The sequence below is a fragment of the Mesorhizobium sp. M0960 genome (assembly GCF_040319055.1).
Lineage (GTDB): Bacteria > Pseudomonadota > Alphaproteobacteria > Rhizobiales > Rhizobiaceae > Mesorhizobium.
In genome coordinates this window covers 635,720-651,351 of the sequence record NZ_JAMYNN010000001.1, presented here as the reverse complement: position 1 = coordinate 651,351, position 15,632 = coordinate 635,720, and the positions used below count along the sequence as shown (strand labels likewise).

The 15,632-nt window shown below is 62.8% G+C and carries 12 protein-coding genes; 9 read left to right on the top strand and 3 right to left on the bottom strand.

Annotation, left to right across the window (positions count from 1 at the left end; genetic code table 11):
- Nucleotides 1-35: 35 nt before the first annotated feature.
- Entirely contained in the window at nt 36-986 is a 951-nt protein-coding gene (locus NKH63_RS03260; RefSeq protein ID WP_352495988.1) for an AEC family transporter, read from the bottom strand.
- Nucleotides 987-1,135: 149 nt separating this feature from the next.
- Between NKH63_RS03260 and NKH63_RS03255 the strand changes: the two genes are divergently transcribed.
- Both NKH63_RS03255 and NKH63_RS03250 read left to right on the top strand, forming a co-directional pair.
- Entirely contained in the window at nt 1,136-4,147 is a 3,012-nt protein-coding gene (locus tag NKH63_RS03255) for a caspase family protein (RefSeq protein ID WP_023719980.1), read from the top strand.
- A gap of 105 nt (nt 4,148-4,252) precedes the next feature.
- Nucleotides 4,253-4,801 (top strand): histidine phosphatase family protein, encoded by a 549-nt coding sequence (locus tag NKH63_RS03250; protein WP_352495969.1) that lies wholly within the window; start codon nt 4,253-4,255, stop codon nt 4,799-4,801.
- Nucleotides 4,802-5,017: 216 nt separating this feature from the next.
- Here NKH63_RS03250 and NKH63_RS03245 read toward each other — a convergent pair whose 3' ends face one another.
- Nucleotides 5,018-6,178 (bottom strand): alpha/beta fold hydrolase, encoded by a 1,161-nt coding sequence (locus NKH63_RS03245; protein ID WP_036245003.1) that lies wholly within the window; start codon nt 6,176-6,178, stop codon nt 5,018-5,020.
- A 711-nt stretch (nt 6,179-6,889) separates the two neighbouring features.
- Between NKH63_RS03245 and NKH63_RS03240 the strand changes: the two genes are divergently transcribed.
- The 5 genes from NKH63_RS03240 (at nt 6,890) to NKH63_RS03220 (ending at nt 11,854) form a co-directional block, all read left to right on the top strand.
- On the top strand, nt 6,890-7,174 hold the full coding sequence (locus tag NKH63_RS03240; protein WP_023719977.1) for an acyl carrier protein: 285 nt from the start codon (nt 6,890-6,892) through the stop codon (nt 7,172-7,174).
- Nucleotides 7,175-7,212: 38 nt separating this feature from the next.
- Entirely contained in the window at nt 7,213-8,400 is a 1,188-nt protein-coding gene (locus NKH63_RS03235; protein ID WP_352917632.1) for a beta-ketoacyl-ACP synthase, read from the top strand.
- A gap of 74 nt (nt 8,401-8,474) precedes the next feature.
- On the top strand, nt 8,475-9,746 hold the full coding sequence (locus tag NKH63_RS03230) for a beta-ketoacyl-ACP synthase (RefSeq protein WP_023719975.1): 1,272 nt from the start codon (nt 8,475-8,477) through the stop codon (nt 9,744-9,746).
- Between the two features lie 84 nt (nt 9,747-9,830).
- Nucleotides 9,831-10,859 carry a zinc-binding dehydrogenase gene (locus NKH63_RS03225; RefSeq protein ID WP_352640462.1) on the top strand — a complete coding sequence of 343 codons (1,029 nt, stop codon included), beginning with the start codon at nt 9,831-9,833 and terminating at the stop codon, nt 10,857-10,859.
- A gap of 2 nt (nt 10,860-10,861) precedes the next feature.
- Nucleotides 10,862-11,854 carry a lipid A biosynthesis lauroyl acyltransferase gene (locus NKH63_RS03220; RefSeq protein WP_352917631.1) on the top strand — a complete coding sequence of 331 codons (993 nt, stop codon included), beginning with the start codon at nt 10,862-10,864 and terminating at the stop codon, nt 11,852-11,854.
- A 150-nt stretch (nt 11,855-12,004) separates the two neighbouring features.
- Here NKH63_RS03220 and NKH63_RS03215 read toward each other — a convergent pair whose 3' ends face one another.
- Nucleotides 12,005-12,433 carry a L,D-transpeptidase gene (locus tag NKH63_RS03215; RefSeq protein WP_023719972.1) on the bottom strand — a complete coding sequence of 143 codons (429 nt, stop codon included), beginning with the start codon at nt 12,431-12,433 and terminating at the stop codon, nt 12,005-12,007.
- Nucleotides 12,434-12,655: 222 nt separating this feature from the next.
- Here NKH63_RS03215 and NKH63_RS03210 point away from each other — a divergent pair, with 222 nt between their 5' ends.
- Nucleotides 12,656-13,945 (top strand): acetylornithine deacetylase/succinyl-diaminopimelate desuccinylase family protein, encoded by a 1,290-nt coding sequence (locus NKH63_RS03210; RefSeq protein WP_352484194.1) that lies wholly within the window; start codon nt 12,656-12,658, stop codon nt 13,943-13,945.
- Nucleotides 13,946-14,075: 130 nt separating this feature from the next.
- Nucleotides 14,076-15,554: an ABC transporter substrate-binding protein gene (locus NKH63_RS03205; protein WP_352484193.1), complete on the top strand. Its 1,479-nt coding sequence runs from the start codon at nt 14,076-14,078 to the stop codon at nt 15,552-15,554.
- Nucleotides 15,555-15,632 lie beyond the last annotated feature (78 nt).

The following is a 15,632-nucleotide window of genomic DNA, read 5'->3' as shown; positions in this document are numbered from 1 at the left end:
AGGCCAGCCAAAGCGAGAGCGATCCCGCCGGGCTCCTATCCAAAAATATGGACGACCACTGTCAGCCAAAACGCAGTGGTCACGACCGCACTGGCGGTGGCGATGGTCATCTGGTTCGATGCCAGCGCCTGGCCGGTGTTGAACTGCACGGCAATGAGATAGGAATTGATGCCGGACGGCAACGCCGCAACCATGACCGCCACTTTGGCGGTCAATGGCGGCAGGCCGATCAGCCAGACCAGGCAAAGAACCAGTGCTGGCATCAGGAACAGTTTCAGCGCCGACAGCGCCAGCGCCGGGCGGACATTGCCGGAAATACCGAAACGGCGCAGGCTTAGCCCCATGGCAAACAGCGCCACCGGGGCGGCCGTGCCGGCCAGCGCGTCGCTCAACCGCGTCGCAAGCGCTGGCAGCGGCGTACCGGTGAAGCGCCACGCGAGCCCGGCCAGTATGCCGATGATCAGCGGGTTGATGAATACCCTCCTGAGAAAGCTCGTGATGACGCGGAGCGGATGCACAGGCTCGCTGCCGCCGCGGCCGAACATTTCGAACAGGATGATCGAGGCCATCATCATCACCGGCAGGTGAATGGAAACCAGCAGCGACAGCACTTCGAACCCGGCCGGGCCGAACACGCCGATGATGAAGGGAGCACCGAGCAGGACGACATTGGAATAGGACGACGACACGCCGCCGACGACGCCGGCGCGTGCGTCTCGTCCGAAGATGCGCGTAATGACCAGATGGCCGGCAGCCCAGGTAAGCGCCACCGCTGCGAAATAGGCGCCCCACAGCGACCACGGCGCCACGCCGTGGAAATCCGCCTTTATCATGGTCTGGAACAGCAAAAGCGGCATTGCCACGTTGATGGCGAATTCGGATACGCCCTCGCCGCTCGCCGGCTTCAAATAGCCGGTCAACCCGGCAAGATAGCCGAGCCCGACGAGACTGAAGACGAAGAGGACGGTTTCGGTAAGCGGAGACATTTTTGCCGTGATAGGCGAGCCCTGATCGCGGCGCAATCGCCCTTCCCTCGCGAATGTACCAGCCAACAATCCGGCCGCTCGGATCTTGCCCGAATTTGCTCATGGTTGGATGGCAGCGCTATACAGGGTTGTCGGGGGACACGCGGCGAATGGGCCTTGTCGGAAATCAGCACTTCTTCAAGCAGGCGTGGCTGACGGCTTTCGTCGCCGCCCTGCTCTGTCTCGTGGTGACCTCGACTCATGCCGCGGAGCCAGCAAGCCTCAAGGGCGTGGCGCTGATCGTCGGCCAGTCGAAATACCGGCACATAACGGCTCTTCCCAACCCCGCCAACGACGCCCGCGACATCGCCAAGTTGCTGACCGATCTCGGCTTCGACGCGCGCAGCGTCACCGACCGCGACGCGGCAAAGCTGAAGCGTGATCTCGAGCGTTTCGCCGAGGATGCCGAGGACGCCGACGTCGCCTTGATCTACTATTCCGGCCACGGCATCGAGGCCGGCGGCGAAAACTATCTGGTGCCGGTCGACGCCGACGTTTCTTCATTGAAGGACGCCGATCAGGCCCTGGTGCCGATCTCCGCCGTCATGGACGAATTGAAGACGACCGTGCCGGTAACGATCATGCTGCTCGATGCCTGCCGCACCAACCCGTTTCCGGCGGACGCGGTGCTGCGCCGGACGCCCACGGCCTCGGCCTCGCCGATCGGCGCCGGCGGACTGGAGCCGGTGCGCGGCGCCAAGGCACTGGCGGACGCGACCGCGACGGAAAATCTGGGAACGGTGATCGGCTTTGCCGCCGAGCCGGGGCGGCCGGCACTCGACGGTATCGTCGGCGAAAACAGCCCCTACGCAGCGGCACTTCTGCGCCATCTCGCGGCGATGAAGGGCACGGAGTTCGGCTCGGTCATGCGCATGGTGACCGAGGAGGTCTATCTCGACACCAAGGCAAAGCAGCGGCCATGGGTCAATGAAAGCCTGCGCCGGCTGCTCTATTTCGGCGTAGCACCGCAGGAACCGACCGGCGACGACGGGCTGATCACCGGCGAGCGGCGGCAATTGCTGCTGACGATTGCCGAGTTGCCGGACCCCAAGCGGGCACAGGTGGAACTGGCCTCGCTGCAGGACGGCGTGCCGCTCGACGCGCTTTATGGCGTGCTGAAGGCGCTCGGCACCGAAAAGATGCCGGAAGACCCCACCGACCTGCAAAAGCTGCTCGACGCCCAGGCCGAGCGCCTGAAGAAGATGATTTCCGAGCGCGACGCGCTGCGCACCGACGACCCCGAGATAAGCCGCCTCGTCGCCTCGGCCGACAAGGCCATAGGCCAGGGCGCCATCGTCACCGCGCGCAACTTCCTCGACCAAGCGGTGGGCCGGGTCGAGCAGGCCAGCGGCGCCGTCGACCAGGCGGAGGAATTGGTCAGGCAAAAACGTCTTGCCGACGCGGCGATTTATACCAGGCGCGCCGACGCTTCGGCGCTGGTCTTCGACTATCTGTCGGCCGCCAACGATTACGGCAAGGCCTTCTCGCTGGTCGAGAAATGGGACGACAGACTGCGCTGGAACTACAAGAACCAGGAGGCGGAAGCGCTGAATGCCCATGGCAATGCCACCGGCGACAGGCAAGCGCTGCAGCGCGCCATCGACGCCTACCGCGTCATCCTGAATTTCATCCCCAATGGCGAGCAGAACCGCGACTGGGCGATCACCCGCAACAACATGGCGGTGGTGCTGCAGACGATCGGCGAGCGCGAGCGCGAAACCGACCGGCTGGAAGAGGCAGCGAAGATCTTTCGCGATTCGCTTGTCGTGTTCGAGCGCGAGAAGGACGACCTCAACTGGGCCGCCGCCCAGAACAACCTGGCCAATGTGCTGCTTAAGATCGGCGAGCGCGAGAGCGACCCGAAACGCCTGAACGAGGCGGTGGTGGCGATGCGCGCCACGCTGGAGAAGCGTCCGCGGGACAAAGTCCCGCTGGACTGGGCCGCCTCGCAAAACAATCTCGGCCTTGCGCTTTATGCGCTTTCGGAACGGGAACCGAATGGCGAGCGCCTGACCGAGGCCGAGACTGCCTACCGGCTGGCGCTTGAAGAGTACACGCGCGAAAAAGCACCCGTTCAGTGGGCGATGCTTCAGAACAATCTGGGCAACACGCTGGTGTCTCTCGGCACGCAACGCAACGACAAGGCGAAAATCGACGAAGCGGCCGATGCCTTTCGCGCTGCGCTCAAGATCCGCACCCGCGCCACCTTTCCGGTCTCCTGGGCGACCAGCCGCCTTAATCTCGGCAACGCGCTGAGCAGTGCTGCTCGTTTCGATCTCGGCACCGGCCTGCTCGAAGAGGCGGCTGCCGCCTACGGCGATGCGCTGACCATCTTCACCCGCCAGCGCTTTCCGATGGATTGGGCTTCCGCTGAGAACAATCTCGGCTCGATCTACCAGACGCTCGGCCAGCGCACCCGCGATGCTGCCAGGCTTGAGCAATCGGCCGCCGCATACCGGGCGGCACGGCGCGTCTATACCAAGAAGGGCTTTCCGCTCGACTGGGCGATGACCCACTATAATCTCGGCAACACGCTGCAACTGCTCGGCGGCGTGACCGACAAGCCGGTGCACTACGAAGACGCGATCGAGGCCTATCGCGATGCACTGCGCGAATACAAGCGCGAGACGACGCCGCGGCAATGGGCGCTGGCGCAGGCCGGCCTCGGCTCGGCGCTGCAATGGCTGAGCATGAGCGAGGCCGATCCCGGCAAACTGGCCGCTTCTATCGCCGCGCGCCGGGCGGCGCTACAGGTGCTGACCTTCGAGACCTCCCCCGTCGATTGGGCAAACGCGCAGAACGGCATCGGCATGAGCCTGATCAATCTCGGCAATCTCGAACGGACCGGCAGATATCTGGACGACGCCGAAGCCGCCTTCGAGGCGACGCTCAAGGTCTTCACCCGCGAAGGCCAGCCGATGCAATGGGCCTTCGAGCAGAACAATCTCGGCGACGTCCACTGGAACCGCGGCAGCTATGGCGGCGGCAATGCCGAATACCAAAAGGCGATCGAATTCTTCGAGAACGCCAAGCAAGGCTTTACCGAAGCCGGCTACACACTCCCCATCCCGCTGACCGACCGCAAGATCGATCTGGTGAAGAAGCAGATAGCGAAGAAATAGGCGTCTCGGCCGCAGGTTGCACTCGGCTTGTCTTTCAGCCGGCTTTGCCGTCCCTATATGCCGGTCACCGGGGACCTGCCTGCCGGTCACCCGAAAGGATGTCTGATGCTTCGATTTGTGCTGGCGCTGCTGTTGCTTGCCGTTTCCGCCACAGCCCATGCGACGGAAGCCGGCTGGGCGCTGCTCCGCGACGGCGGGCATGTGGTCCTGCTTCGCCATGCCATGGTCACCGGCACCACCGATGCGGCCAATTTCGACCTCGGCAAATGCGCGACCCAGGTCAATCTCTCTGAGCGCGGCAAGCAACAGGCGCGCAAGATCGGCGCGCTGTTTGGCGCCCGCGCCGCACCGGTCGAGCGCGTGCTGTCCAGCCGCTATTGCCGCTGCCTCGAGACCGCCCGCATCGCTTTCGAAAGCGAGCCGGAGCCGTTCGCACCGCTTGACCTGCTGAAGACCGACGAAAAGGAAAAGGCCGACCAAATTGCCGCGATCCTTGCCGAGATCCGCGGCTATTCCGGCTCCGACAATCTGGTCATGGTCACGCATCTCGAAAACATCCAGGAATTGACCGGGATCTCGCCGCGTGAAGGCGAGGCGGTGGTCGTCGAGCCGCAGGGCGACGGCCTGCGAGTACTCGGCCGCGTCACTTTCTGACTGCGCCGGAGCCGGTTGAAGCGTTCGCTAGTAGTGAAATCTAGCGTTTGGTACCTTAAGCGGAATACCGGTTCCGACCCGCGATGAGGTCTTGATCGAGTCCAAGGTCGACATTGACCCTTAGTCAGGACCAACGAGCGCTTTCAACGAAAGCGAATGCGATGGTACGTCTCATTAGGCCTTCCGAGCCGTGACAACGGGCGAGGTTTTCGTCCTCTACTTTGCCGGCCGGAGCCTCAGCGGCCGAAAAAAGGCCCGGATGTCCTCGACCAGGAGTTCGGGTTGCTCAATCGCCGCGAAATGTCCTCCTTTCGGCATGTCGGTCCAGCGCTCGACACGGAAGACTCGTTCGACCCAGGAGCGAGGTGGCATAGGGAGCTCTCGAGGGAAGACTGCAACGCCGAGGGGCGGTGTTATTCGCTCCCTTGGCCCGAAGATCAGGGGGCAGAGCCGGTTCTCTTTGTAAATCCGGAGCGAGGCCTCGATCGTGTTACCGAACCAGTAGAGCGAGATGTCGGTAAGCAGCGTGTCTAGAGGGATGGCGCGTTCGAGTTCGCCTTCGCAGTCGCTCCAACTGCGGAACTTCTCGGCAATCCATGCGGCTAGCCCGATTGGGGAATCTGTCAGTGCAAAGGCTAGCGTCTGGGGCTTGGTCCCCTGCAGAAAAGCGTAGGCCCCCTCCGTCGCGACGAAATTCGCCGCACTGTCGAGGAATGCCTTCTCCTCCGGCGTGACAGGTGGGTCGCCGCGACCGAGGGTCGGGCGGAAACTGCCCGGAATGTAATTCAGGTGCAATCCGATAAGGTCCTCCGGGTAAAGCTGAGCGAGCCAGGTCGAGACGCCGGCGCCGATGTCGCCACCTTGTGCGGCGAAGCGATCATATCCCAGTTCGCGCATCAGCCCCCGCCACAGCTTCGCGACATGCTTTGAGCTAACGCCGGCTTGACGCGGCGGGGACGAGAAGCCGAAACCCGGAAGCGACGGTGCGACGACATCGAAGGCGTCATCGGCATCCCCGCCGTATTTGGCAGGTTCCGTGAGCAGCGGAATGACATGCTCGAACTCGGCGAAGGAGCCGGGCCAGCCATGAGTGAGGATCAACGGCAAGGGCGATGACCCCTTTCCTTTCTGGTGAACGAAATGGATGTCGCACCCGTCTATCGTGACCCTAAACTGAGGCAACAGGTTCAGACGTTTTTCGTGATCGCGCCACCTGAAATCGTATTCCCAGTAACGTGAAAGCTTTCTGAGGAAATCAACGTCAGTACCGTCCTCCCATCCGTATGCGAAGATCGACGACGGCCATCTTGTCGCTTGGATACGACGCTGGAGGTACTCGATCTGTTCATCCGGGATGTGGATGTGGAAGGAATGCATGACCACGGGTGTTGCTCCGATCAGCGGCGAAGAATTGTCCCATCAAGGCACAGAACGAAGGAAAACTCACTGAGCGACCGCTTTGTCCGCTACTTGCTCGTTCCCATCTACGAGACGAAGGTAACATTCCACCGTTGGTGGCAATTCGTTCAAGTTACCCGGCGTCAGATTTTCACCGCTACCAGCCAAGCGTCGACATGGAGCTTCCATCCCTCGATCATGTCCGCGAACGCGTCCTCCGTCAGTTCGGACAGATACGATGCTCCTGCCGGGCTCAGGCAGTGAACGCATAGGTAATCCACGCCTCCGTGCCTCCGTTAGTGGTCGGTCGGCAGGCCACCTCGACAATCCGACACGCGAATCCGGCGTAACGCGAACATAGCGGATGCGGTGCGCCAGCCGCCCACCCATGCTCATGTCGCCATGCTTAGCCAAGGCCTTGAGCACCTTCACCAATCGTTTTTCCAGGCGCACCCGGTCTGCACGCGTTCTATGGTCATAGATCTTCGTGGTACATTGGTACACGCAATGACCAGAGATGGGACGGTTTCGGCATATCGCCGGGAGGAGTTGCCAGCGACCCCTATTGCTCTGCCAGAACAGCAATCCCAGTTGCCGCCGGCGCATCAGGCCTTTTCCTGCCCGGAAAAACCGATTAGACAGCCCAAAACACATGCGGACAGATTCCGCCCGCAATCGAAGGAAAAGCCCTTGTCCACCACGTTCGACAAAGTCGCCAAGATTATCGCCGACACCAGCGAGATCGACATCGAGACGATCACGCCCGAAAGCCACACCATCGACGATCTCGGCATCGACAGCCTCGACTTCCTCGACATCGTCTTTGCCATAGACAAGGAATTCGGCATCAAGGTGCCGCTGGAAAAGTGGACGCAGGAGGTCAATGACGGCAAGGCGTCGACCGACGACTATTTCGTCATGAAGAACCTGTGCGCCAAGATCGACGCGCTCGTCGCCGCCAAGAACGCCACGTAAGCACAGCGCTTGACGCGCCTTCACCCGAACAGCCGCCCATGAACCCCCACGACGTCGTCATATCAGGCATCGGCCTAGTCTCGTCGCTGGGCGAGGGTCCGGATGCGCATTGGCAAAAGCTCGTCCAGCCGCGCCTTGAGCCGGTTCTGGAGGCCTCGCGCTTCTCGCCCTATACAGTCCACCCGCTGCCGGAGGTCGACTGGAACCTGCAGATCTCCAAGCGTGGCGACCAGCGGCAGATGGAGACCTGGCAGAGGCTCGGCACCTATGCGGCCGGCCTTGCGCTCGATGATGCCGGCATCAAGGGCAATGACGAACTCTGCGCGACCATGGACATGGTGGTGGCCGCCGGCGGCGGCGAGCGCGACGAAGCGGTCGACGCGGCCATTCTCGCGGCATCGGAAAGCCGCAATGACCGCGACGTGCTGCTCAACGAGAAGCTGACCACGGAATTGCGCCCGACGCTGTTTCTGGCACAGCTTTCCAACCTGCTCGCCGGCAACATCTCGATTGTCCACAAGGTGACGGGGTCGTCGCGCACCTTCATGGGCGAGGAAGGTGCGGGCGTCGCCGCCGTCGAGACCGCGGCCGCGCGCATCCGTTCCGGTCAGTCGACGCATATACTGGTCGGCGGCGCTTTCCAGACCGAACATTCCGACATGCTGCTCGGCTATGAACTGGCCGGCTACCTGCATCGCGGTCCGTGGCGGCCGGTCTGGCAGAGGCAAGGTGCCGAGGGCGGCGGCGTGGTGACCGGATCCGGCGGCGCGTTTCTCGTCCTGGAGCAGCGCGAGCACGCGACAAGCCGTGGCCGGAAGATCTATGCGGAACTTGGCCCGGTCCTGTCCGGTCGCGCCAGGCGCCGGCGGGGCGAACTCGATGGAGAGATCGCCATGCTGCTGAAGCAAGCCGCATTGCCGGACGGCGAGTTGCTGGCGATCTCCGGCGCTTCGGGCGCCCATGCCGCGACCGCCGCCGAGAAATCGGCGCTCGAGGCCAATCCGGCGATCGCCGCACGCGGCTTTTCGACGCTCACCGGCCACATGAAGGAAGCGCAGTTCCCCTTCGCCGTCGCGCTGGCGGCCCTGGCTGTCGACCGCGAGGCCGCCTACCCTGTCTTCGACGCCACAGTCGAAAAACCGTTTGCCGGCGTCCCGAAGACCGCCCTTGCAACGGCGATCGGCTATCACCAATTCGAGGGCATGGCGCTGATCAAAGCCGCCTAGAGCATCGGACCGAAAACGTGACGCGGTTTTCGGGCGATCCGATGCTCCAAGAGAAACAGGTTTTTGGACAACAAATGGCCAATCTGAACGACCACATGGGCAGGCCGATCGTCGCCGTCACCGGCATCGGCGTGGTGACCTCGCTCGGTGTCGGCAAGGCCGATAATTGGGCGGCGCTGACATCCGGCAAGTCCGGCATCCATCCGATCACCCGCTTCCCGGTCGATCATCTCAACACCCGCATCTCCGGCATGGTCGATTTCCTGCCGTCGAGTTCCAAGGGCGCCAGTCTCCTCACCTATGAGCTTGCCGAAACCGCGGCCCAGGAAGCGATGTCTGAGGCAGGCCTCGATGCCGGCGATTTCGGCGGACCGCTTTTCCTCGCTTCGCCGCCGGTCGAACTCGACTGGAGCGAGCGCTTTTCGCTCTACAATTCCGACACGCACGATACCGGTGCAGAGAGGCTCCTGCGGGTGGCGCGCGGCCTGAGGGAACTCGACATTTTCGAGACCACCCAGTTCGGTTCGATCGCCGACCGGCTTGCCGATCGTTTCGGCACGCGCGGCCTGCCGATCACGCTGTCGACCGCCTGCGCCTCGGGCGCCACGGCGATCCAGCTCGGCGTCGAGGCGATCCGCCGCGGCGAATGCGACCGGGCGCTGTCGATCGGCGCCGACGGATCGGCAACCGCGGAGGCGCTGATCCGCTTCTCGCTTCTGTCGGCGCTCTCCACCCATAACGACATCCCCGAAAAGGCATCCAAGCCGTTCTCCAAGGATCGCGACGGCTTCGTGCTGGCCGAAGGCTCGGGCGCCCTTGTGCTGGAATCGCTGGAGGCAGCACTTGCCCGCGGCGCCACCATTCTCGGCATATTGCGCGGCTGCGGCGAAAAGGCCGACGACTTCCATCGCACCCGCTCCAAGCCGGACGGTTCGCCGGCGATCGCGGCGGTGCGCGCCGCCCTTGCCGATGCCGGCCTGAGCGAGGACGGGATCGATTATGTCAACGCCCATGGCACCTCGACGCCCGAAAACGACAAGATGGAGCATTTGTCGCTGTCGACGGTGTTCGGCGAGCGTATCTCGTCAATGCCGGTCTCGTCGAACAAGTCGATGATCGGCCATACCCTATCGGCAGCCGGTGCCGTCGAGGCTGCATTTTCGCTGATGACGATGCGCGAAAGCGTCATTCCGCCGACCATCAACTACGACAATCCCGACCCGGCGATCGTGCTCGACGTGGTGCCGAACACCAAGCGCAACGCCGAGGTCGGCACGGTCCTGTCGAACTCCTTCGGCTTCGGCGGCCAGAACACCTGCCTTGTCATGGCGCGGGAACCGGTCTAAGCGACCGTTCCGCTCTAGCACTGTTGTCGTGCGCATGGTCCTTTCCGAAACGGTTCTCGGGTCATGCGCAACCTGGGATCTGGCATGCGCGCATTGCAACTTATCGAGGATCGCCGGCTTGAAACGGTGGACCTGCCACCACCGCCGCCGCCTTCGCTCGGCGAGGTGACGCTGCGCATCAAGGCCGTGGCGCTGAACCACATCGACGTCTGGGGCTGGCGCGGCATGGCTTTTGCCAAGCGCAAGCTGCCGCTGGTCGTCGGCGCCGAGGCTTCCGGCGAGGTCGAGGCGGTCGGCCCCGGCGTTTCCAGCCTTGTGCCCGGGCAATTGGTGTCGATCTACGGTGCCCGCACCTGCGGTCTTTGCCGCGCCTGCCGCGAAGGCCGCGACAATCTCTGCGAGCATGTTTCGGGCGTGCACGGCTTCCATCTCGACGGCTTTGCGCAGGAAAAGATCAATCTGCCGGCGCGCCTTCTGGTCCCCGCGCCGCCCGGCGTGAGCGAGATCGGCGCGGCGGTGGCGCCGGTTACCTTCGGCACGGTCGAGCATATGCTGTTCGACAATGCCCGGCTGCAGCCCGGCGAGACGATACTGGTCCATGCCGGCGGCTCCGGCATCGGCTCAGCCGCCATTCAGCTGGCCAAGAAGATGGGCTGCACGGTCATCACCACCGTCGGCTCGAACGAAAAGATCGACAAGGCCAAGGCGCTCGGCGCCGACCACGTCATCAATTACCGCGACGACCGCTTCGAAGGCGTCGTGCGCAAGCTGACGAAGAAGAGGGGCGTTGACGTGGTGTTCGAGCATGTCGGCGCCGACACCTTTGCCGCTTCGATGCTGTGCCTGAAACGCGGCGGACGGCTGGTCACCTGCGGCTCGACCTCCGGCGTGTCGACGCAGATCAATTTGATGCAATTGTTCCAGCAGCAGCTGAAGCTGCTCGGCTCGTTCGGCTGCCGCATGGAAAACATGGCCGACGCCATGCAGAAGATGGCGGCAGGTCTGGTGGCGCCGGTGATCGACACCGAGGTCGGTTTCGACGGCATCGATGCCGCGCTGAAGCGCATGGAGGGCCGCGACGTGTTCGGCAAGATCATCCTGCGCGTCGGCTGAGAATGATCGGCAACGCTTTCAGGAAGATCCGCAGGGACCTGGGATTCCGCTATGGCAGGCGGCTTCGCCAGTTCAACTACTGGCTGGTCGCGCGGGTTGCGATGATCATCATCTCCGCGCTGCGGCTGCTGCCGCCCGACCGGGCGCTCAATTTCGCCGACCGCGCCGCCCGCCGCATCGGCCCTTGGGTGCAGCGCCACAAGGTTGCGATCGACAATCTGCGCAAGGCCTATCCGGAAAAGAGCGATACAGAGATCGAGGCGATCGCCTCCGACATGTGGGGCAACATGGCTCGCCTCGCCGCCGAATATATCTTCCTCGATGCTTTGTTCGACTACGATCCTGCTGCGACGAAGCCGGGCCGTGTCGAGGTCAAGGGCGTGGAGCATTTCGTGCGCATCGCCGGCGAGGACAAGCCGCATATCGTCTTCACCGGGCATCTCGGCAATTTCGAGCTGCTGCCGGTGGCTGCTGCCACCTTCGGCATGAACATCACGGCGCTGTTTCGCCCGCCCAACAACCCTTACCTCGCCGACTACATCCTCTCGACCCGCCGCTCGAGCATGGGATCGCTGCTGCCGTCTTCGACCGGCGCCTCGTTCGCGCTTGCGGCTATCCTGGAGAACGGCGGCAATATCGGCGTGCTGGTCGACCAGAAATTCACGGGCGGGCTCGAGACGACATTCTTCGGCCGCCCCTGCGAGAGCAACCGCGTACTAGGCACGCTAGCCCGGCATTACGATTGCGATGTCTACCCGGCGCGCTGCGTGCGCTTGCCGAACAATCGTTTCCGGCTCGAAATCGAGGACAAGCTCACCTTGCCGCGCACCGCAGGCGGCAATGTCGACGTCCCCGCCACCACTCAGCTTCTCAACGATGTGGTCGAGCGCTGGGTGCGCGAAGACCCTGGCCAGTGGATGTGGTTCCACAAGCGCTGGGAGATCAGCAAGCGCAGAAAGCGGCGGCCGTTGAAATTGCGCGACAAAGCCGCCTGAGCGGAAATCATAGCAAACATTTTCCGCTACTGACGTATTTTGTTCTTGCTTTGTGCCGGCAGCTATGCTACTAACTTCGGTATGGTGCTACTTGGCGCCGACGAACCTGCCGCTCCGGCGGGTTTTTTATTTTCGGGCCCAGTGACAGGCCTAATTCGTCACCAGGATCCGCGTGTTGCCGAAGCCGGCTTTGCGCACCATCGAATAGAAGGCCGCGGCGTTGCTGGGGTGGAGGCGCACACAGCCATGCGATGCCGGGCGCCCCAATTGCCGGACGGCACCGGTGCCGTGGATGGCATAGCCGCCGCGGAAGAACACCGAATAGGGCATCGGCGACATATCGTATTTGCGCGAATACCACATCCTGGCCGTCCGCTGCGGACGATAGCTGCCGCGCGGCGTGATGTAGCCTTTGCGGGCGGTGGAAACGCTCCACCGGTAATACGAAAGCCCGTATCTTACCGTCATCGTCTGTGAGGAAATATCAATGTTCGCGACCAGGCTGGCCGCCCGGCCCTCGAACGACGAACCGAACAGCATCGCTACCAATGCTGCTGCCATGAGAACAGTGTTTTTCATGCGATCAAACCCCTTTGATGCCCCTTGCCTGCCTGCCCTCACGCTGTTCTCCAGCATTTTGATGGCAAGCCAGCGAGCTAACACCTACTCCCTGACGATTTCACCAATCCAAAGCAGCGAATTTGAACGATTTCCCGCAATAGTTGCCGTAACGACACGCAATCGCCTCGCAATTCGCCATCGGGCTTGCAAAACCGCCTCATCCGCTGCTCAATTCGCCGAATGAACGAACCGAACGAACGGCTCCTCAAGGCGATCGATGACCGAGCCGATGATCTGGTTGCGCTGGCCGCGGATCTGATCCGCTTTCCGACCATCAACCCGCCCGGCGAAGCCTATCAGCCGTGTGCCGAATTTATCGGCGCGCGGCTGAAGAAGCGCGGTTTTGAGATCGAATTCATCCGTGCCGAAGGCACGCCCGGCGACACTGACCGTTATCCGCGCGTCAACGTCGTCGCCCGCTTCGATGGCCGCGCGCCGGGTGCTTGCGTGCACTTCAATTCGCATATCGACGTGGTCGAGCCCGGCGACGGCTGGAGCCTCGATCCGTTCGCCGGCATCGTCAGGGATGGCAAGGTCTATGGCCGCGGTGCCTGCGACATGAAAGGTGGGCTTGCCGCCTCGATCATCGCCGCTGAAGCCTTCATGGAGGTCTTTCCCGATTTTCCCGGCTCTATCGAGATTTCGGGCACGGTCGACGAGGAGTCCGGCGGCTTTGGCGGTGTCGCCCATCTGGCCAAGCTCGGCTATTTCTCCAGGCCGAAGGTCGACCACGTCATCATTCCCGAGCCGCTCAACAAGGACCGCATCTGCCTCGGCCATCGCGGCGTCTGGTGGGCGGAGATCGAGACCAAAGGCGAGATCGCGCACGGCTCGATGCCGTTCCTCGGCGACAACGCGGTGCGCCATATGGGCGCCGTGCTGCGGGCCTTCGAGGATGACCTGTTTCCGGCGCTCGACCGCAAGATGACGCGCATGCCGGTCGTGCCCGAAGGGGCAAAACGCTCGACCATGAACATCAACTCGATCCACGGCGGCCAGACGGAGGATTTCCGGCCCGGCCTGCCCTCGCCCAACGTGCCTGATTCCTGCCGGCTGACCATCGACCGCCGTTTCCTGCTCGAAGAGGACCTCGGCACGGTCAAGAGCGAAGTGATCGATATCCTCGAGCGGCTTAAGCGCGAGCGCAAAAAGTTCGATTACGAGATCCGCGATCTGATGGAGGTGCTGCCGCTGATGACCGAGCGCGATGCGCCGGTGGTGAAGGCTGTCGCGCAAGGCATCATGGAGATATTCGACCGCGAGCCGGATTACGTGATTTCGCCCGGCACCTACGACCAGAAGCACATCGCCCGCATCGGCCACATCTATGACTGCATCGCTTATGGGCCGGGCATTCTCGACCTTGCCCACCGACCCGACGAATGGGTCGGCATTGCCGACATGCTGGACTCGGCAAAGGTGATGGCGATCGGCCTCGGCGTTCTGCTGAGGGGCGCCGGCCCGCGATGATCGGGCTATGGGCGGAAAAACATTCCTCCCGGCGGCGGCGGACGGTACGAAACGCAATTTACTCGGCGGCGAATTCACGCTTCTATCCGCCGGGTTTGAGCACGTGTTTTTGCATATGGGGAGTTGCACGATGAAATTGTGGAAAACCATTCTGGCCGCAGCGGCGCTGGCGTTGGCCGCCGGAACCTCGGCGATGGCCGCGCGAACCGACCTGGTCATCGGCATTCCGCTCGAACCCCCGCATCTCGATCCGACCGCGGGTGCCGCGGCTGCGATCGACGAGGTGCTCTATGCCAATGTCTTCGAGGGCCTGACCCGCATCGGACCGAACGGCGAAGTGCTGCCCGATCTCGCTGAAGGCTGGAGCATTTCCGACGACGGCAAGGTCTACACCTTCAAGCTGCATACCGGCGTGAAATTCCATGACGGCAGCGACTTCAACGCCGACGACGTGAAATTCTCGCTCGATCGTGCCCGCGCCGACAATTCCGTCAACGCGCAAAAGGGCCTGTTCGCCGCCATCGGCAAGGTCGAGGTCGTCGATCCCGCGACGGTGAAGGTCACGCTGAAGAACCCGCAAGGCTCGTTCCTCTACAATATGGGCTGGGGCGACGCGGTGATCGTCGCGCCTGAGACAGCCGACACCAACAAGGAAAAACCGATCGGCACCGGCCCGTTCAAGTTCCAGAACTGGGCCAAGGGCTCATCGATCACGCTGGTCAAGTCGGACAATTACTGGGGCGCCCCGGTGTTCCTCGACAAGGCCGAGTTCCGCATCGTTCCGGACGCCGCCGCCGCCGTGCCGGCGCTGCTTTCCGGCGACATCCAGGCCTTTCCGTTCTTCGATCCTGACAGTGTCGCCCAGGTCAAGGACGACCCGCGCTTCAAGGTGGTGATCGGCTCGACCGAGGGCGAAACCATCCTGTCGATCAACAACAAGAAGCCGCCCTTCGACAAGCTGCAGGTCAGGCAGGCGATTTCCTTTGCGCTCGATCGCAAGGCGATCATCGACGGCGCCTCGGCCGGCCTCGGCGTGCCGATCGGCTCGCACATGTCGCCCGCCAGCAAGGCCTATGTCGACCTCACCGGCCTCTATCCGCACAATGTGGACAAGGCCAAGGAGTTGCTGAAGGAAGCCGGCCTGGAGAATGGCTTCAAGGCGACGCTGAAGCTGCCGCCGCCCTCCTATGCGCGGCTTGGTGGCGAGATCATCGCCTCCGAGCTTCGCGAAATCGGCATCGACCTCGAGATCATCCCTGTCGAATGGGCGCAGTGGCTTGATCAGGTCTTCACCAAGAAGGATTACGACCTGACCATCGTTTCCCACACCGAGCCCAACGACATCGATATCTATTCGCGCAAGGACTATTACTTCAACTACGACAATCCGGCCTTCGACAAGATCATCGACGAGCTGAACCTTACCTCCGACGAGGCCAAGCGCATGACGCTGCTCGGCGAGGCGCAGAAGGTTCTGGCCGATGACGCCGTGGTCGGCTTCCTCTACGAATTGCCGAAGGTCGGCGTCTGGGACGCCAAACTGCAGGGCCTATGGGAAAACGCCCCCATCCAGGCCAACGACCTGACCAAGGTGAAGTGGACGGATTGAGCCGCTGACAGAAGGGCGAAAGTTGCACTCCGTCACACCCCCCTCTGTCCTGCCGGACATCTCCCCCTCAAGGGGGGA